Annotated in this window: 16 protein-coding genes; 11 read left to right on the top strand and 5 right to left on the bottom strand. The window is 72.1% G+C overall.

All coding sequences use genetic code 11. The features are described 5' to 3' along the window. The 3 genes from Asi02nite_RS17375 to Asi02nite_RS17365 all read right to left on the bottom strand — a co-directional run. Positions 1-230 (bottom strand): hypothetical protein (locus Asi02nite_RS17375; RefSeq protein WP_203714121.1); only part of this gene is annotated, 230 nt, incomplete at its 3' end. Between the two features lie 132 nt (positions 231-362). Next, complete coding sequence (locus Asi02nite_RS17370) at positions 363-1,757, bottom strand: FAD-binding oxidoreductase (RefSeq protein ID WP_203714120.1); 1,395 nt, start codon at positions 1,755-1,757, stop codon at positions 363-365. Between the two features lie 98 nt (positions 1,758-1,855). Next, positions 1,856-2,914: a class I SAM-dependent methyltransferase gene (locus Asi02nite_RS17365; RefSeq protein ID WP_203714118.1), complete on the bottom strand. Its 1,059-nt coding sequence runs from the start codon at positions 2,912-2,914 to the stop codon at positions 1,856-1,858. 79 nt (positions 2,915-2,993) lie between these two features. Here Asi02nite_RS17365 and Asi02nite_RS17360 point away from each other — a divergent pair, with 79 nt between their 5' ends. The 6 genes from Asi02nite_RS17360 (at position 2,994) to Asi02nite_RS17335 (ending at position 9,689) form a co-directional block, all read left to right on the top strand. Further along, on the top strand, positions 2,994-4,253 hold the full coding sequence (locus tag Asi02nite_RS17360; RefSeq protein WP_203714117.1) for an NAD(P)/FAD-dependent oxidoreductase: 1,260 nt from the start codon (positions 2,994-2,996) through the stop codon (positions 4,251-4,253). Between the two features lie 83 nt (positions 4,254-4,336). Continuing rightward, on the top strand, positions 4,337-4,861 hold the full coding sequence (locus Asi02nite_RS17355; protein ID WP_203714116.1) for a (2Fe-2S)-binding protein: 525 nt from the start codon (positions 4,337-4,339) through the stop codon (positions 4,859-4,861). Next, complete coding sequence (locus Asi02nite_RS17350; protein WP_239126775.1) at positions 4,861-5,850, top strand: FAD binding domain-containing protein; 990 nt, start codon at positions 4,861-4,863, stop codon at positions 5,848-5,850. The genes Asi02nite_RS17355 and Asi02nite_RS17350 overlap by 1 nt, the downstream gene beginning before the upstream one ends. Beyond that, on the top strand, positions 5,847-8,096 hold the full coding sequence (locus Asi02nite_RS17345; protein WP_203714115.1) for a xanthine dehydrogenase family protein molybdopterin-binding subunit: 2,250 nt from the start codon (positions 5,847-5,849) through the stop codon (positions 8,094-8,096). Before Asi02nite_RS17350 ends, Asi02nite_RS17345 begins: the two co-directional genes overlap by 4 nt. Before the next feature lies 1 nt (position 8,097). Beyond that, positions 8,098-9,231: a hypothetical protein gene (locus Asi02nite_RS17340; RefSeq protein WP_203714114.1), complete on the top strand. Its 1,134-nt coding sequence runs from the start codon at positions 8,098-8,100 to the stop codon at positions 9,229-9,231. Positions 9,232-9,284: 53 nt separating this feature from the next. Further along, entirely contained in the window at positions 9,285-9,689 is a 405-nt protein-coding gene (locus Asi02nite_RS17335) for a cytidine deaminase family protein (protein WP_203714113.1), read from the top strand. Here the strand turns inward: Asi02nite_RS17335 and Asi02nite_RS17330 are convergent. Together Asi02nite_RS17330 and Asi02nite_RS17325 are read right to left on the bottom strand one after the other, a co-directional pair. Next, on the bottom strand, positions 9,682-10,032 hold the full coding sequence (locus Asi02nite_RS17330) for an MmcQ/YjbR family DNA-binding protein (RefSeq protein WP_203714112.1): 351 nt from the start codon (positions 10,030-10,032) through the stop codon (positions 9,682-9,684). The genes Asi02nite_RS17335 and Asi02nite_RS17330 overlap by 8 nt on opposite strands. A gap of 9 nt (positions 10,033-10,041) precedes the next feature. Further along, positions 10,042-10,608, bottom strand: a complete 567-nt coding sequence (locus Asi02nite_RS17325; protein ID WP_203714111.1) for a CGNR zinc finger domain-containing protein — start codon at positions 10,606-10,608, stop codon at positions 10,042-10,044. A gap of 56 nt (positions 10,609-10,664) precedes the next feature. On the opposite strand from Asi02nite_RS17325, the gene Asi02nite_RS17320 reads away from it, so the two are divergent. The 5 genes from Asi02nite_RS17320 (at position 10,665) to Asi02nite_RS17300 (ending at position 16,625) form a co-directional block, all read left to right on the top strand. Further along, the gene (locus Asi02nite_RS17320) at positions 10,665-11,936 is read left to right on the top strand and encodes an MFS transporter (RefSeq protein WP_203714110.1); all 1,272 of its coding nucleotides are present in this window, start codon (positions 10,665-10,667) and stop codon (positions 11,934-11,936) included. Positions 11,937-12,482: 546 nt separating this feature from the next. Continuing rightward, complete coding sequence (locus Asi02nite_RS17315; protein WP_239126774.1) at positions 12,483-13,544, top strand: LacI family DNA-binding transcriptional regulator; 1,062 nt, start codon at positions 12,483-12,485, stop codon at positions 13,542-13,544. Beyond that, positions 13,541-14,461 carry a carbohydrate ABC transporter permease gene (locus tag Asi02nite_RS17310; RefSeq protein ID WP_203714108.1) on the top strand — a complete coding sequence of 307 codons (921 nt, stop codon included), beginning with the start codon at positions 13,541-13,543 and terminating at the stop codon, positions 14,459-14,461. Before Asi02nite_RS17315 ends, Asi02nite_RS17310 begins: the two co-directional genes overlap by 4 nt. 1 nt (position 14,462) lies before the next feature. After that, complete coding sequence (locus Asi02nite_RS17305; RefSeq protein WP_203714107.1) at positions 14,463-15,302, top strand: carbohydrate ABC transporter permease; 840 nt, start codon at positions 14,463-14,465, stop codon at positions 15,300-15,302. 30 nt (positions 15,303-15,332) lie between these two features. Beyond that, positions 15,333-16,625: an ABC transporter substrate-binding protein gene (locus Asi02nite_RS17300; protein ID WP_203714106.1), complete on the top strand. Its 1,293-nt coding sequence runs from the start codon at positions 15,333-15,335 to the stop codon at positions 16,623-16,625. The last annotated feature ends 2 nt before the right edge of the window (positions 16,626-16,627 follow it).

Here is a 16,627-nt window from a genome sequence, read left to right as displayed (position 1 = left end):
TGCCCCGGCAGGTCGCGCAGTGCCAACGCGCCGATCGCCTGCGCGCGCACCGCGAACGCGCCCGGCGTCAGGCGCACCTGTCTGGAGGGCTCCCGGTGTGCGCCGCCCCGGCCGCGCGGGTGGCGGCGCCGGGTGATCCGCCCGAACAGCCGCTTGCGGTCGGCCTCGGCGATCAGGTCGCGCTGGTGTTCGTGTGCCACGGTGAGCATCAGGTCGGGGTGCTGGTACATCGCGGATCTCCTGTCGTTCTCGTTCGACAGGTTCAATCCTGTGCGGCCGGGCGCCCCGCGACATCGGGAGTGATTCCCTAACCGCGGGGCGCCCACCCTCCTTAGCCGACCCCCGGACCGGCCTAGGTATACCTAGACGGGCTGGATGTTGTGGTTGACGCGGAACATGTTCGTCGGGTCGTACGCCTTCTTGATCTCGGTGAGGCGCGCGTACCGCTGCGATCCGTACACCGCCCGCAGTGCCTCCGGCGTGGTCGCCTCGTCCGGTGACAGGAAGTTGACCATCTTGCGGCCTTCGACGCTCCACGGCGCGAGCCGGTGGACGATCTCGTCGAGGTAGCCGCCCATCCGCCCGGCCTGCTCGGGCCCGCCGAGGCCGAAACCGAAGAGCACGAACGGGACACCCCGGGTCGGTACGGCGTTGGGCACGGCGGGCTCCCGGTCGAGCGCGCCGCCGAGCGCGCGGATCTCGACGTTGACGAGCGGGCAGTCCGACTCCGGCCCGGTCAGCTCGACCAGCGTGGCCACGGCCTCGGGCGTCAGGTCCCACAGCGAGGTGGTCCGGTCGTGGTAGGGCATCGGGTCCGGCGGGTCCATGTGGATGAACCCGACGTTGGCGTACGGCTGCTCGGCCACCGCGTCGAGCAGCGCCGGCGCGGCCGCCCGCATCGGCGCGAGCAGGCGTTCGCCCTCGGCCGCCGGACCCACGTACGCGAACCGCAGGTGCACGACGAACGCGCCGCGCAAAGGCTCCGGCAGGTCCGGGAGGTCCGGCAGGCGCTGCACGGCCACCGAGGTGGTGGCCTCCTCGGGCAGCGTCGGCGCCCAGTCCCGCCACATGGCGAGCAGGTCGGCGAGCCACTCGCCCGAGTAGTAGATCCCGCCGCCGTAGAACGACGTGACCGGGAACAGGTCGAACTCCAGCGCGGTGACCACGCCGTAGTTCCCCTTGCCGCCCCGGACCGCCCAGAACAGGTCGGGTTCGGTCTCGGCCGACGCCGTCCGCAGCGCGCCGTCGGCGGTCACGATCTCGACGCGGCGCACGTGGTCGGCGGCGTACCCGAGCGACCGCCCGAGCACCGGGCTCTGCCCGCCGCCCAGGGTGTAGCCCACGACGCCGACCGACGGCGCGGAGCCGTTCATCGGCGCCAGCCCGACCCGCGCCGCGGCCTCGACCACGTCGTGCCAGCGGGCGCCGGCGCCGACCCGGGCGACCCGGGCGGCCGCGTCGATCGCGACGTCGTCCATCCGCGAGGTGTTGACCAGCACGGCGCCGGCCCCGGCCTGGACGACCTGGTGGCCGGCGCCGCGCACCGCGACCGGAAGGCCGTGCCGGTCCGCGAACGAGACGGCGGCCTGGACGTCCCGGGCGCCGGTGGCGCCGACCACGAGCGCGGGCCGCATGACGGCGTTGATGTTGAAGGCCGAGGTCTCGCGGGCGAAGTCCTCGTCGCCCGGCAGCAGGACCGGCCCGTCGACCTCCCGCGCGACTTCCGCGGCCTGGATCTCGAGCGTTGGTGCGTTCATTCCGGCTCACTTCCCCCGTTACAAGCGGAGCCCAAAACTCCCCGCGTCGACGGTAGCGCCGGTTGTGCTCAGTCTGAGTATGACTGCGCCCACACCCGTCAGTGGGTCAGCTGGTAGAAGCGGAAGAAGCCGAAATCCGTGATCGGCAACACCTCGACGTCGGCGAAGCCGGCCGCCCGGGCGTAGTCGCGCAGCGTGTCCGGGCGCATCACGGTGCCGGTGCCCACCGACTCCGGGTCGGTCATGCTGTCAGGCAGGCAGACCAGCGTGCTGAACCCGTACATCAGCCGTTCGACGTCGTCGCCGGGCGCCTGGAACGACTCGGCGACCGCCTCGTCCATCACGACCACCGGCGCGCCGGGGCGGACCGCGCCGCGGACGGCCGCCAGCACCTGGGCCGGGCGGGGCAGGTCGTGGACGCACTCGAACGCGAACGCCGCGTCGTAGCCGCCGTCGCCGGGCAGCCCGCCGCCGGCGTCGACCTCGTGGAAGGCCACCCGGTCGCGCAGCCCCGCCGCCTTGGCGTTGGCGTTGGCCAGGGCCACCGACGGCTTGTCGACGTCGAAGCCGTCGACGGTGGCCTCCGGGTAGGCCCGGGCGAGCGCGATCGACGACCAGCCGCCGCCGCAGCCGACGTCGGCGATCCGGGCGCCCGGCCGGCGCAGCGCCGCGTCCAGGTGGGCGACGCCGGCCAGCGCGCCCGCGAGCTCGCGCTCGAACCAGGGCCGGTTGGCGTCGGCCTGCGCCTCGCGCATCTCGGTGCCGTACGCCGCCCAGCCGACCCCGCCACCGTCCCGGTAGGCCGCGACCAGGGCCGGGAGCTGGATCGCCGCCGCCGCGAAGGTGCGGGCGAGCGGCGCGAGGTAGTTGAGGCTGCCGGTGTCGGTGAGGACCTCGGCGGCACCCGCGGGCAGCGCGAACCGGCCGTCGCCCGTGGCGGTCAGGATGCCGTAGGACGCCTGCTGCTGCAGCCACTCGTGCGCGTACCGGCGCGTGCCGCCGGCCCGTTCCACCAGCGCCGCGGCGTCGGCCGGGCCGCCCTCGGCGAGCGCGCGGTACCAGCCGAGCCGGTCGCCGAGGTAGACCGAGAGCAGCTCGGCGGTGCCGAGGGCGCTGCGGAACATGCGGTCGGCGAACTCTTCCGTCGTCTGCGTCATGCGTCGGACGCTAGCCACCGCCCGAGGACACCGCACCGCATAAAACGCCACGGAGCGTGGTTTCTGGTTGACTGTCCGAATGACGACCGAGCCGGTGTTCGTGATCGTGGGCGCGTCGCTGGCCGGCGCCCGGGCCGCCGAGACGCTGCGCGCCGAGGGCTTCGACGGGCGCGTCGTGCTGATCGGCCGGGAGCCCCAGCTTCCCTACGAGCGGCCGCCGCTGTCCAAGGGCTATCTGCTCGGCAAGGACGAGCGCGGGAAGGCCTTCCCGCACGACCAGGAGTGGTACGACCGGCAACGGATCGAGCTGCGGACGGGCACCGTGGTCACCGCGGTCGACCCCGCCGCGCACACGGTGACGCTCGACGGCGGCGAGACCCTCGGCTACACCAAGCTGCTGCTGGCCACCGGCTCGACACCGCGCACCCTCGACCTGCCCGGCGGCGAGGGTCCGCGGATCCACCGCCTGCGCACGATCGAGCAGTCCGAGGCGTTGGGCGCGACGCTGCGCGCGGGCGACCCGGTGGTGGTGATCGGCGCCGGCTGGATCGGCCTCGAGATCGCCGCCGCCGCGCGGACGTTCGGCTGCGACGTGACCGTCGTCGAGAACGACCGCGCGCCGCTGCGGCACGTCCTGGGCGACGAGGTCGGCACCGTCTTCCGCGCCCTGCACGAGGCGCACGGGGTGACGTTCCGGTTCGACACCCAGGTGCGCGAGCTGGGTGGGATCGGTGACCGGCTCACCCACGCCGTGCTCGACGACAACACCGAGGTGCCGGCGTCGGCGGTGCTGATCGCGGTCGGCATCACGCCCGAGGTCGAGTTGGCCCGCGACGCCGGCCTGCGGGTCGACGACGGCGTGGTGGTCGACGCCGCGCTGCGCACCAGCGACCCCGACATCTACGCCTGCGGCGACGTCGCGTCCGCGTACCACCCGCTGTTCCACCGGCACGTCCGGGTCGAGCACTGGGCCAACGCGCTCAACGGCGGCCCGGCCGCGGCCCGGTCGATGCTCGGCCAGGACGTCTCGTACGACCGCCTGCCCTATTTCTTCACGGATCAGTACGACCTCGGCATGGAGCTGGCCGGCTGGTTCCCGCGCAGCGGCTACGACCGGGTGGTGTTCCGCGGCGATCCGTCCATCGTGGAGGGCAAGACGCCGGAGTTCATGGTGTTCTGGACCCGGCAGCGCCACGTGCTCGCGGGGATGAACGTCAACATATGGGACGTCCAGGACGATATCCAGAAACTCGTGCGGGCCGGCTACAGCGGCCAGGATGTCGACCTCGACCGGCTCGCCGACCCCAGCGTGCCCCTGGACACGCTTCTCGCCCGATAGCACGCGGGATTCCCCGATCGCCCGCGTCCCGCGCGCGGCCTTCGCGATGCTGAAACTCTGGCGAGCGAGCCGAGGAGCGAGCGATGGCAATCAACCAGTCGACCGCGCCCGCGGAAACGGGCCTGCGGGGACCGCGGGGCGAGCCGGTCACCCTCGACGTCAACGGCGCGACGTACGCGATCGAGCTGGAACCACGCGTCAGCCTGCTGGACGCGCTGCGCGACCACCTCGACATGACCGGCACGAAGAAGGGCTGTGACCAGGGCACCTGCGGCGCCTGCACGGTCTGGATGGACGGCCGCAGGGTGCTGTCCTGCCTGACCCTGGCGTACTCCTGCGAGGGGCACCAGATCGCCACGATCGAGGGGATCGCGCAGGACGGCGAGTTGCACCCGATGCAGCAGGCGTTCATCGACCATGACGCCTTCCAGTGCGGCTACTGCACGCCCGGGCAGATCATGTCGGCGATCGCGCTGCTCCGCGAGGGCAACGCGACGACCGACGCCGACATCGCGGAGCACATGAGCGGCAACATCTGCCGCTGCCAGGCGTACCCGAACATCCACGCGGCGATCCGCGAGGTGCGCGACGCCGACGACGGGGGCTGATGACGATGCGACCGATCACGTTCTTCCGGGCCGGGTCGATCGACGAGGCGGTGGCCGCCGTCAGCAGCCATCCCGACAGCGCGTTCCTGGCCGGCGGCACCACGGAGATCGACCTGCTGCGGCTCAACGTCGTGCAGCCCACGCTGCTGGTCGACGTCAACGACCTGCCGCTGACCTATCTCGAGGACGTCGACGACGGCGGCGTACGGATCGGCGCGATGGCCCGGATGAGCGACGTGGCCCGGGCGCCGCGCATCGTCGAGCGGTACCCCGGCATGTCGCAGGCGCTCCTGCTGGGCGCGTCCGAACAGCTACGCAACATGGCGTCGATGGGCGGCAACATGTGCCAGCGGACGCGGTGCTCGTACTTCCGCGACGGCCAGTCGCCGTGCAACAAGCGCGAGCCCGGCAGCGGCTGCTCGGCGCTGACCGGGATCAACCGTGGGCACGCGGTGCTCGGCACGTCGGAGCAGTGCATCGCCACCCACCCGTCGGACGTCGCGGTGGCGCTCGTGGCGTTGGACGCGATGATCCGGACGATCGGGCCCGACGGTACGAACGCCATCCCGATCGAGCGCTTCTTCCTGCGGCCCGCGGACACGCCGAGCATCGAGCACCCGCTCGCGCACGGCGAGCTGATCGTCGCGATCGACGTGCCGGCCCTCCCGGTCGCCCGCACGTCCCGCTACGTCAAGCACCGCGACCGCGCCTCGTACGAGTTCGCCCTGGTCTCGGTCTTCTCGGCCATGCGGGTCGACGACGCCGGCAACGTCGCCGAGCTGCGGCTGGCCCTCGGCGGCGTCGGCACCGTGCCCTGGCGGGCGCACCGCGCGGAGGAGGCGCTGATCGGCCGGCCCGCGACGCCCGAGAACTTCGCCGCGGCCGCCGACGCCGAGTTCGCCGACGCGCGGACGACGCCGATGAACGAGTTCATGGTGACGTTCGCCAAGCGGGCGATCGTCCGGGAGCTGAGCGAGGTGACCTCATGAGCCCCGTCGTGGGCAAGCCGGTGAACCGTGTCGACGGGCCGGACAAGGTCACCGGGACGGGTCGCTACTGCGGCGAGATCGTGCTGCCCGGCCTCGCGTACGGGCTGATCGTGGGTGCCGCGGTGGCCAACGGCCGGGTCGTGTCGATCGACGAGACGGCGGCCCGGGCGGCGGGCGGCGTCTTCGGCATCATGACGCACCGCAACACGCCGAAGGTCGCGAACCAGCCGCGGCTGATCCCGTCGCTGGCCGGCCAGCCGGCGCCGGGGGAGAGCTTCTTCCCGATGCAGGACGACGTCGTGCACTACTGGGGACAGCCGGTCGCCCTCGTGGTCGCCGACTCGGAGGAGGCGGCCGCGCACGCCGCGGCGCTGCTCGACATCACCTACGAGCCGGGCGTTCCCGTGGCGACGATCGCGGACGGGCGGGCCTCGGCGACCCAGGCGAAGACGCTGTTCGGCGGGCTGATGCCGGCGACGGACGAGCGGGGCGACGTGGAGGGTGCCCTGGCCGCGGCCGAGGTGACCGTCGACGCCACGTACCACTTCGCCGCCAACCACCACAACCCGCTGGAGACGTCGGTGACGACGGCGCAGTGGGACGGCGACCGGGTCACCCTCTGGGACTCCACGATGGGCGTACGGGCCAGCCAGCTCACGGTCGCGTCGCTGCTGGGCATCCCGCTCAGCGACGTCCGCGTGATCACCCACTTCGTCGGCGGCGGGTTCGGGTCGAAGGCGATGGTCTGGCCGCACGTGACGCTGGCCGCGATGGCCGCGCGGCACGTGGGCCGCCCGGTGCGGCTCGCGCTGACCCGGCCGCAGAGCTTCACCTCCAACGGGCACCGCGAGGAGCAGGAGCAGCGGATCACGCTGGGTGCGGGCCGGGACGGCCGGCTGACCGCGATCCGGCACCGGAAGCTCTCGGTGACCTCGCCGTTCGACGACTGGGCCGAGCCGGCGACCGGCGTGTCGACGCAGATCTACGGCTGCGACAACTACCTCGGCGACCACCAGCTCATCCATGGCAACACGATGACGCCGACGTTCACCCGGGCACCCGGCGAGTCGCTCGGCTCGTTCACGCTGGAGACGGCGATGGACCGGCTCGCGTACGAGTTGGGGATGGACCCGATCGAGTTGCGGATCATGAACCATCCGCCGGTCGACAACCACGGCAACCCGTGGTCCAGCGACGGCATGGCGGACTGCCTGCGCCGCGGCGCCGACCTGTTCGGCTGGGCCGGCCGCGACCCGACACCGGGGACACGGCAGGAAGGCAACGACCTCATCGGTACGGGCGTCGCCGGCGCCGGCTACCCGGTCGCGTTCATGATGCCGGTGCAGCACGCCCGGGCCCGGATCTTCCACGACGGCAGCGTGGTCATCCAGACCAGCGCGCAGGAGTTCGGCATCGGCGTCACGACCTCGATGTCCCAGGTCGGCGCGGACGGGCTCGGCGTCGACATGGACGTGCTGCGGTTCGAGGCGGGCGACACCGACCTGCCCAACACCACGTCGGCCGTGGGCTCGATGGGGGCGACCATGCAGTCGTCGGCCGTGCACAACGCGGCCACGACCCTGCGCAACGACCTGATCGCGCACGCCGTCAACGACGGGAAGTCGCCGCTGCACGGGCTCTCGCCGAGCTCGGTCAAGGTGGCCGACGGCCGGATGACGTCCACTCTGGACCCGTCCATCGGCGAGTCCTACGCGGACCTGCTGCAGCGCAACCGGCTGCTCGACATGGAGGCGCTGGGCAGCTGGACGCCGCCCGGCATGGACACCCCGCACGGGCTGCTCACCTTCGGCGCGCAGTTCGCCGAGGTGGCCGTCGACAAGGACCTGGGGCTGGTCCGGGTGCGCCGGATGACCGGCGTGTTCGCCCCCGGCCGCGTGCTCAACCCCAAGCTGGCCCGCAGCCAGCTGCTGGGCGGCATGCTCTGGGGGCTCGGCCAGGCACTGCTGGAGGGCAACCAGATCGACCGCCAGTCGGGCCGGTGGGCACTCAACAACCTGGGCGAGTACCTGGTGCCCGTGCACGCCGACATCCCCGACATCCAGGTCGACTTCGTGGAGGTCGAGGACGACGTGGTCGGCCCGCTGGGCGTCAAGGGCGTCGGCGAGGTCGGCCAGGTGGGTGCGGCCGCGGCGATCGCCAACGCGGTCTTCCACGCCACCGGCCGGCGGATGAACGAGCTGCCGATGACCGCGGAGGTAGTGATGAACGGTGGCGGCCCCGGGTGAGGTGAGCGCGACCGCCGCCCTGCCCGAGCGGCCGGTCATCAGCACACCGTCCCAGGACCTGCACCCGGCTGTCCGCGCCGCCCAACAGCGGAGCGTGGCGCGCCAGCCGTGGCTCGGCCTGGCGGGGTTGCTGCTGGTGGTCCCGGTCGCGGTGGCGCTGGCGTTCGCGCTCGACGGCCCCGTCCGGTCGCTGCTGGTGATCGGCCCGCTCGTCACGTTCTCGCTCGTGCCGACCGCCGTCGTGGCGTTCTGGTGGGAGGACTGGCCGGGCACCGCGCTCGCGCCGCGCTGGTTGGCCGGCTGGCTCAACACCCTGTTCATCCTGGCCGCCGGCGTCGGGCTGACGTTCCTCGGCCAGTTCATAGCCGGCGGCGGCGTCGACCCGCGCGGCGTGTTCGACCCGAACCCACCGCCCGGGAGCCTGCCGACCTTCCCGGGCACGTTGCCGATCGCCGGTGCCGCGTTCACGGCGATGCTGCAGTTCACGCTGGTCAACGAGGGCTGGCCGCTGCGCAAGCTGCGCCGGGTGCCGGGCGGGTTGCTGGCCGGGCTGGTGGCCTGGGGTGCGGCGGTCCTCATCTACTACTTCGTGGTCGACGTGCACCCGCCGGCCAGCACCGGGCTGCACACCGAGACCGGTCCGATGTCCGGTGCCGCCCTGGGCGCGCTGACGGTCACGGTGGGCGCCTGGCAGACGTGGCTCTACGTGACCTGGCGCGGCTGGCCGTTCAACCTGATCAAGCGGCGCTGGCTGCGGCTGCTGGTGGCCAACGCGACGGTGGCGGTCGGCGGCTGGGCGACGTACACCCTGATCCATCTGGCGGTGAGCCCTGGCAAGATCATCGCGGGCGCGGCGGCGTTCATCGCGGCGGGCCTGGTGGTCTCGATGCTGTTCGAGAACGCGGTGCGCCCACACATCACGGCGGTGATGGACAAGTGGTTGTCGGTGCTGACGGTGTCGGCGTTGGCGGTGGTGCTGTACGTGGTGCTGACGGCCTACGCGCGCACGGTGGAGTTCGGCCGGGTGGAGCCGTCCGAGTTCGTGGTGCACGGCTGCCTCAACGCGCTCGCCTTCTCGGTGATCACGCACGTCGCGGTCGGCCGCCGCTGGCCGTTCGCCCGTGACCTACCCTGACCCGGCGGAAGCGCTCGAAGCGGTGGCCGCCCGCGGTCGACCTAGCCTGAGGTATGGAGTTCGAAGAGCTGATCGCGGCGGCGCTGGCCGTGGTGGCGCCGCGCCGGGTGCAGGGCCGGCTGGTCGGCGACGTCGGCGCCGCCTTGGTCACCGCCGACGGCAACCGGTACGTCGGGGTCTGCATCGACACCGCCTGCGGCACCGGCTTCTGCGCGGAGGCGAGCGCGATCGCCGCGATGGTCACCGCGGGGGAGGAGCGGATCGCCCGGATCGTGGCGGTCTGGCGGGACGAGCGCGACGACCGCCTCTACGTGCTGCCACCGTGCGGCCGGTGCCGTGAGTTCATCCGGCAGATGCACCCGGCCAACCTCGACACCGAGGTCGTGCTGGGCACCAACCGGTGGTCGCCGCTGCGCGAGTTGCTGCCCGACCACGAGTGGCCGGAGCCGGTCACGTGACGGGGCGCTCCCGCTTGGGCAGCTTGGCCACGACGGCGTCGTACGAGGCGTCGATCGCCTCCAGGATCTCGTCGTCGGGGATGCCGGTGCCGACGGTCAGCGTGTTCCAGCCCGACCGTCCGATGTAGGCCATCACCGCCGCCGAGTCGGGATAGCGGGTGAGCCACTCGTCGGCGATCTCCCGGTTGGCGCCGCACTTGAGCCCCACGGTGGGCGGCGGCCCGGCGCCGAGGAACGCGAAGATCTTGCTGCCCACCTTCGCGACCTGGTCGCCCTCCCACGGCTCGTCCGGCCACGCGCCCGGCTTGGCCAGGCAGTACGCGACAAGCTCGTCCCGGGTCATGACGTCACCTTAACCTCGGGCGGGGCCCGCGGCGCGGCGGTCGCGCCAGGCCTGTTGCTTGGCGCGGTTGCCGCACAGCCGCATCGCGCACCACTTGCCCGTGCCCGCGCGCGACGTGTCGAAGAAGGCCCAGCGGCAGGTGTCGTTCGCGCAGACCCTGAGCCGCGGCCACGTCCCGTCGGTCATCGCCTCGGTCATCGCGACGACGAGATCGCCGAGCGCGCCGTCGACGCCGCCGGCCCGCGCCTGCGCGCGCCAGGCGCGGTCGGGGGTGAACGAGAGGGTGACGCGGGCCCGCGCCGCGACGTCGTCGAGCGCGGCGAGCGCCTCGGCCGGCACCGGTCCGCGGTCGTGGTTGGCGGTCGCCGCCGCCCGCAACGCCTCGCGCAGGCGACGGGCCCGGGCCAGGTCGACCCCGCGGACCGCCTGCACCGTCCGGCCCCCGTCGCGCAACCAGGCCCGCAGCCCGGGGGCGTCGGCCAGCGCGTCGGTGCCGGCCTCGATGTCGCGCGTGTTGACGAACCGCCGGACCAGCTCGAGCCGGCCCGGTGCGGCCATCGGGTTGTCGCCGGACATGGCGCTCATCCTAACCGGCTTGCGACCATCAATGGTTACTCGTAACCTCCTTCGATATGACAACGGTTACGCGCGATGCGGTCGCCCCGGCCTGGTCCGACGTGAACTTCCGGCGGCTCTGGCGCGGGTCGGCGGCGTCCACTCTGGGCAGTGAGATCGCCGAGCTCGCGCTGCCGCTGTTCGCGCTGGTCACGCTCTCGGCGTCGGCCGCGCAGGCGAGCACGCTGCGGGTCGCGCAGTTCCTGCCGTTCCTGCTGGCCACGCTGCCGGCCGGGCTGCTGGTCGACCGGTTCCGCCGGGCCCGGCTGCGGCTGATGATCGGCGCCGACGTGGGCCGCGCGCTGCTCGTCGCGCTGATCCCCGTCGCCGCCTGGACGGGCCTCGCGAGCATGCCGGCGCTCTACGCGGTCGTCTTCGTCGCCGCGGTGCTGACGGTCGTCTACCAGGTCGCCGACTTCGCGCTGTTGCCGAGCGTGGTCGGGCCGGATCGACTCGTCGACGCCAACGGCAAGCTCTCCGCGACCCAGTCCGCGAGCGAGATCGGCGGTCGCGGGGTCGGCGGCCTGCTCGTCCAGGTCGTCACCGCTCCGGTCGCGCTGCTGCTCAACGCGCTCGGCTACGTCGTCTCGGCCGTGTCCCTGAGCCGGATCAGGCTGGCCGACGGGCCGCCGGACGACGCCCCGCCGCGCACCTCCGCCTGGCGGGAGGCGGTGGCGGGCCTGCGCGTCACCGTCCGGCACCGCTACGTCCGGCCGCTGCTCGGCGAGGCCGCCACGTTCAACCTGTGCAACGAGGCGTTCGTGCTGGGCCTGCTGCTGTACGCGGTCCGCGACGCCGACCTGAGCCCGGTCGCGATCGGCGCCGTCTTCACGGCCGGCGGGGTGGGCTCGTTCCTCGGGGCGTGGTTCGGCGCCCGCTTCACCGCCCGCTTCGGCTACGGCCGGGTCCTGCTGGTCAGCCTCGTCCTCGGCAACGGCGCGCCGCTCGGGGTGCTGGCCGCGGGCCGCGCGGGCGCCGCCCTGCTGCCGTTGCTCTGCGCGGTCTTCGTCGTGATGGGCGTCGGCATCGGCATCGCCAACGTGCACGCCGTGAGCCTGCGCCAGTCGGCCGTGCCCAAGGCCCTGCGCGGCCGGGTCAACGCGGCCTACCGCCTGATCTCCTGGGGCGCGGTGCCCGTCGGCGCGGCGGCCGGCGGCGTGATCGCGACCCAGGCCGGCCCGTTCACGGCCATGGCCGCCGGCGCGGTCGGCATCTCACTCGCGACGCTCTGGGTCGCGCTGTCCCGCGTCCCGTCGCTGGCCACGATCGCGGACGCGGCCCGTTCATAGTGGTTGTCCCGCGGCCCGTCCGCGGTAGTCGCCGTGGAGATGCCGAGCATGCCGCCTGTTCCGTCCGGGCAGGCCAACCACGTTCGACCAGGCGGCGGCTTCTCCAGCTCATGCCTCGTCGCCGGCCGACGGGTTCGAACCATCGGCCGAGCGGTCGCACGTTCTCCGGCCTGGCCGGCTGTTCGACGGTAACGACTTCGGCCGGCGTGGCCAAGCTCAACGGTCACGTTGGGCTTGGCCACGCCGCCCCTACCGCGGACCGCGCGCGCCACACCGTGGGGTCTCCGGGCGGGGCACTATCCGCACGAGACCGACCCCGAGCGACTGCTCCCGGCGATCCACGCCTTCCTGCGCGCTACGCAGCCGTTTCGTTACTCCGAGGACTCGTGGCGGCACGCGCCGGCGTGACGATCTGACACGCAGCGTGGTCGCCGCACCACCGTCCGGTGTGGTCGGAAACGTATTCGTAACGAGGGCTTGACCCCCGCGTTGATCTCGGCGCAGACTCCCGGAAACGTTTACAGCTACCGGGTGGAGGTGCAGGGCGTGGGTCGTAAACGTTTACAGGAGCCAGATGGCCGGCCGACGGTGCACACCGTCGCCGCGCGGGCCGGTGTCTCCATCGCCTCCGCGTCCCGGGTGCTCAACGGGGTCGGCGGCAGCCCCGAGACCGTGCGCAAGGTGCGCGCCGCGGCCGCCGAGGTCGGCTACGTGCCCAACGCGATCGCCCGGTCGCTGCAGTCGCAGCGCACCGAGCTCGTCGCGCTCGCGGTCGAGGACATCGGCAACCCGGTGTACGTGGCGATGATGCGCGCGATCGAGGCCGTCGTCGCGGAGTCGGGGCGGCAACTGCTCGTGCACGCCACCGGCGGGCGGATCGACAACGAGACCGCGCTGCTGCGCCGGCTGGCCCACCGCTACGTGGACGGCATGATCATCTCGCCGATCCGGGTCACCGCCGAGCACCTCACGGCGCTGGCCGACAGCCCCGTACCCGTGGTGGTGATCGGTCAGCTCGCCGAGGACGCGCCGATGGACAACGTGCGCACCGACTCGCGGCTGGGCATCGCGCTCGCCGTCGACCACCTCGTGGCCACCGGCCGGCGCCGGATCGGCTTCGTCAACGGCCCGCTCGACACCGTGCCAGGCGCGGCCCGTGACGCCGGCTTCCGCGCCGCGCTGGCCCGGCACGGCATCCCGCTCGACGAGAACCTGGTCGAGGTCGGCGACTTCCAGTACGCGGCCGGCCGGGAAGCCACGGAGCGCCTGCTCGCCCGCGCGGAACCCGACGCCCTCGTCTGCGCCAACGACCTCATCGCGGTCGGCGCGCTGCACACGCTGCTCGCTCTCGGCCGGCGCGTGCCGACCGACGTGGCCCTGGTCGGCATGGACGACACCGAACTCGCCCGGATGATGTTCCCCCAGCTCTCCAGCGTCTCGCTCGGCTCGGCCGAGCGTGGTCGCAAGGCCGCCGAACTGCTCCTGCAGCGCATCGACGACCCCGCCCTGCCGCCCCGCCGCGCGCAGGTCGCACCCAGCCTCGTGGTCCGCGCCTCCAGCGGCACCCCCGTGCCCGCCCAACCGATCCGCGAAGAGGTGACGTCGTGACAACTGTCCAGGAACGGCCCGACGTCGCGCGGGGTGGAAGGGCCAGGAGCCGTGACCGCACCACCATCTACCTGCTCCTGCTGCCGTCGCTGCTGCCGGTGCTGCTGCTCTCGGTGTTCCCGCTGCTGCGCGGCATCTACCTCGGTTTCACCGACGCCCGCGCCGGGCGCAACGTGGAGGCCAACTTCACCGGCCTCGACAACTACAAGGAACTGCTGACCGACGAGCTGTTCTGGAACTCGTTCAAGATCGGCCTGCTCTGGGCGTTCGGCGTGACCGTGCTCCAGTTCGTGCTCGCCCTCGGGCTCGCGCTGCTGCTCAACCAGCAGCTCAGGTTCCGCGGCGTGGCGCGGGTGCTGGCCGTCGTGCCGTGGGCGATGCCACCGGTCGTCGTCGGCATCCTCTGGAAGCTCGTCTACCACCCGGACGCCGGCCTGCTCAACGAGTTCTTCCACCGCATCGGCGCCGACGGGCTGCGGACGAACTGGCTCGGCGACTTCAGCACCGCCCTGCCCGCCGTCATCATCGTCGGCGTCTGGGCGGGCATGCCGCAGACCACGGTCGTGCTGCTCGCCGGCCTGCAGGGCGTCGCGCGCGAGCTGCACGAGGCGGCCGCCGTGGACGGTGCCAGCACCTGGCACCGGTTCCGGCACGTCACGCTGCCCGCGATCATGCCGGTCGTCGTGGCGATCACCTCGCTCGACTTCATCTGGAACTTCAACTCGTTCGGCCTGGTCTACGTGCTGACCGCGGGCGGGCCGGGCGGCAAGACCATGCTGCCGATGCTCTTCGCGTACGAGGAGGCGTTCCGCTACGGCAACTACGGCTACGCGGCGGCCCTCGGCAACGTGATGGTCGTGATCATCGTGGCGCTCCTCGCCGTCTATCTCCGTCGCCGGCTGCGGGAGGCGAACTGACATGCTGGGCAAACCGAGTCGCACCGGTCGGGCGTTGCAATACCTGGCCCTCGCCGGCTACCTGATCTTCCTCGGGTTCCCGCTCGTCTGGCTCCTGTCGACGGCGTTCAAGCCGCCGCGCGAGCTGGTCCAGCTGCACCCGTCGCTGATTCCCAGCAACCCGACGCTGCAGAACTTCGTGCAGGCGTTCACCGAGCAGGAGCTCGGCCGGGCGGCCTGGAACAGCCTCCAGGTCTCGCTCGCCTCGGCGGTGCTGACGGTGCTGGTCGCCATGCCGGCCTCGTACGCGTTGGCCCGGTTCAAATCGAAGCTCGGCACCGTCGCGCTCGGCTGGGTGCTGCTCTCGCAGCTCTTCCCGTTCGTCCTGCTGATCATCCCGATCTTCCTGGTGCTGCGGCAGGCCGGCCTGGCCAACTCCCACGCCGGGCTGGTGCTGATCTACGTGGTCTGGGCGCTGCCGTTCGCGCTCTGGATGCTGCAGGGCTTCGTCCGCAACATCCCCCGCGAGCTGGAGGAGGCGGCGTCGGTCGACGGCGCGGGCCGCCTGCAGGTGCTGCGCCGGGTCGTCTTCCCGTTGCTCGCACCGGGGCTCGTGGCGACCGCGCTGTTCTCGTTCATCTCCGCCTGGAACGAGTTCTTCTTCGCGCTCGTGCTGATCAAGACGCCGGAACTGCAGACGCTGCCCGTCGCGCTGGCCCGGTTCGTCGGCATCGAGGGCACCGCCCGGCTCGGCCCGCTGGCGGCGGGTTCGCTGCTCGCCACGCTGCCCAGCCTCATCTTCTTCGCCTTCATGCAACGCCGCCTCTCGTCCGGGTCGCTCGCCGGCGCGGTCAAGGGCTAAGGAACCCATCCCAAAAGGAGGTATACCCCCATGCTCTCCACCAGATTCCGTCGCACGCTCGCTGCCGCGGCGGTCGCGGTCGTCGGCATCGGCGCGCTCGCCGCGTGCGGTGACGGCGGCGACGACGAGGCCACGGCCGGCCCCGTCAAGCTGCGCTTCCTCAGCCTGGCCTGGCAGAAGGAGTCGCTGCAGGCCAACAAGGACCTCGTCGCGAAGTGGAACTCCGAGCACCCCGACATCCAGGTCGAGTACGTCCAGGGTGACTGGAACTCCGTGCACGACCAGTTGCTGACCTCGTTCGAGGGCGGCGACGCACCCGACATCGTGCACTACGAGGCCTCCGCGATCGGCGAGTTCAGCAAGCAGGGCTACCTGGCCGACCTGAAGGACCTGATCCCGGGCGACCTCAAGGGTCAGATCGACCAGGGCGTCTGGGACACCGCCACGTTCGACGGCCAGGTCACCGGCGTGCCGTTCCTGCTGGAGTCGCAGGTCGTCATCGCCAACAAGAAGCTGCTCGACGCGGCCGGCGTCGCGGTGCCCCCGGCCGACGGCGGCTGGACCTGGGACGAGTTCCAGAGCAACGCCCAGAAGCTGACCAAGGCCAACCAGTACGGCGTGGCCTGGGCGCTGAAGTCGCCGACCAACCGGGTGCTGAACCTGGCGCTCAACTACGACGGCAAGTTCTTCTACGACGAGGGCGGCCGTACCGAGGTCAAGATCAACGACGCCGAGCGGGAGGTGCCGAAGCGGATCCACGACATGATCTACACGGCCAAGACCGCCTCGCCGGAGGCGCTCGCGATGAGCGGCGCCGACACGCTGCCCGGCTTCTTCGGCGGCAAGTACGCGATGATCCCCGGCTCGGTCTCGCTGCGCCAGCAGATGGTCGAGCAGGCGCCGAAGGACTTCGAGTGGGTCACGCTGCCCCCGATCAAGGGCCTGTCCAGCAAGCAGGCGGCCAACCCGCAGACGCTGTCGATCTCGGCCGACTCCAAGCACAAGGAGCAGGCCGCGCAGTTCCTGTCCTACTTCCTCAACCCGACCAACATGGCCGCGCTGGCCAAGGGTGACTGGCTGGTGCCGACCGGCAAGGCGGCCAACGAGGAGCTGGTCAAGCTCACCAAGGGCGAGCAGGGCTGGGACGTCGCCGCGGACAGCGCCGCCGACCTGACCGTCGCCCCGTTCCAGATGGCCGACGGCTACCAGGAGTGGAAGACCAAGTACGCCACCCCGGCCCTCCAGCAGTACTTCGCCAACAAGATCACCCTGGACCAGCTCGCGAGCCAGCTGGTCGACGGTGGCAAGCAGGTTCTGAGGTAGAC

The organism is Asanoa siamensis (assembly GCF_016862555.1).
Classification (GTDB): Bacteria; Actinomycetota; Actinomycetes; order Mycobacteriales; family Micromonosporaceae; genus Asanoa; species Asanoa siamensis.
The sequence above is the reverse complement of the archived record's forward strand: the minus strand, read 5'-3'. Positions and strand labels throughout refer to the sequence as shown.

Excerpts from the sequence above, each read along its gene's own strand:
- Asi02nite_RS17335 (WP_203714113.1), top strand. The coding sequence starts at position 9,285 with ATGGAGTTCGAAGAGCTGATCGCGGCGGCGCTGGCCGTGGTGGCGCCG.
- Asi02nite_RS17325 (WP_203714111.1), bottom strand. The coding sequence starts at position 10,608 with ATGTCCGGCGACAACCCGATGGCCGCACCGGGCCGGCTCGAGCTGGTC.
- Asi02nite_RS17360 (WP_203714117.1), top strand. The coding sequence starts at position 2,994 with ATGACGACCGAGCCGGTGTTCGTGATCGTGGGCGCGTCGCTGGCCGGC.
- Asi02nite_RS17300 (WP_203714106.1), top strand. The coding sequence starts at position 15,333 with ATGCTCTCCACCAGATTCCGTCGCACGCTCGCTGCCGCGGCGGTCGCG.
- Asi02nite_RS17320 (WP_203714110.1), top strand. The coding sequence starts at position 10,665 with ATGACAACGGTTACGCGCGATGCGGTCGCCCCGGCCTGGTCCGACGTG.
- Asi02nite_RS17355 (WP_203714116.1), top strand. The coding sequence starts at position 4,337 with ATGGCAATCAACCAGTCGACCGCGCCCGCGGAAACGGGCCTGCGGGGA.
- Asi02nite_RS17305 (WP_203714107.1), top strand. The coding sequence starts at position 14,463 with ATGCTGGGCAAACCGAGTCGCACCGGTCGGGCGTTGCAATACCTGGCC.
- Asi02nite_RS17330 (WP_203714112.1), bottom strand. The coding sequence starts at position 10,032 with ATGACCCGGGACGAGCTTGTCGCGTACTGCCTGGCCAAGCCGGGCGCG.
- Asi02nite_RS17370 (WP_203714120.1), bottom strand. The coding sequence starts at position 1,757 with ATGAACGCACCAACGCTCGAGATCCAGGCCGCGGAAGTCGCGCGGGAG.
- Asi02nite_RS17365 (WP_203714118.1), bottom strand. The coding sequence starts at position 2,914 with ATGACGCAGACGACGGAAGAGTTCGCCGACCGCATGTTCCGCAGCGCC.
- Asi02nite_RS17345 (WP_203714115.1), top strand. The coding sequence starts at position 5,847 with ATGAGCCCCGTCGTGGGCAAGCCGGTGAACCGTGTCGACGGGCCGGAC.
- Asi02nite_RS17350 (WP_239126775.1), top strand. The coding sequence starts at position 4,861 with ATGACGATGCGACCGATCACGTTCTTCCGGGCCGGGTCGATCGACGAG.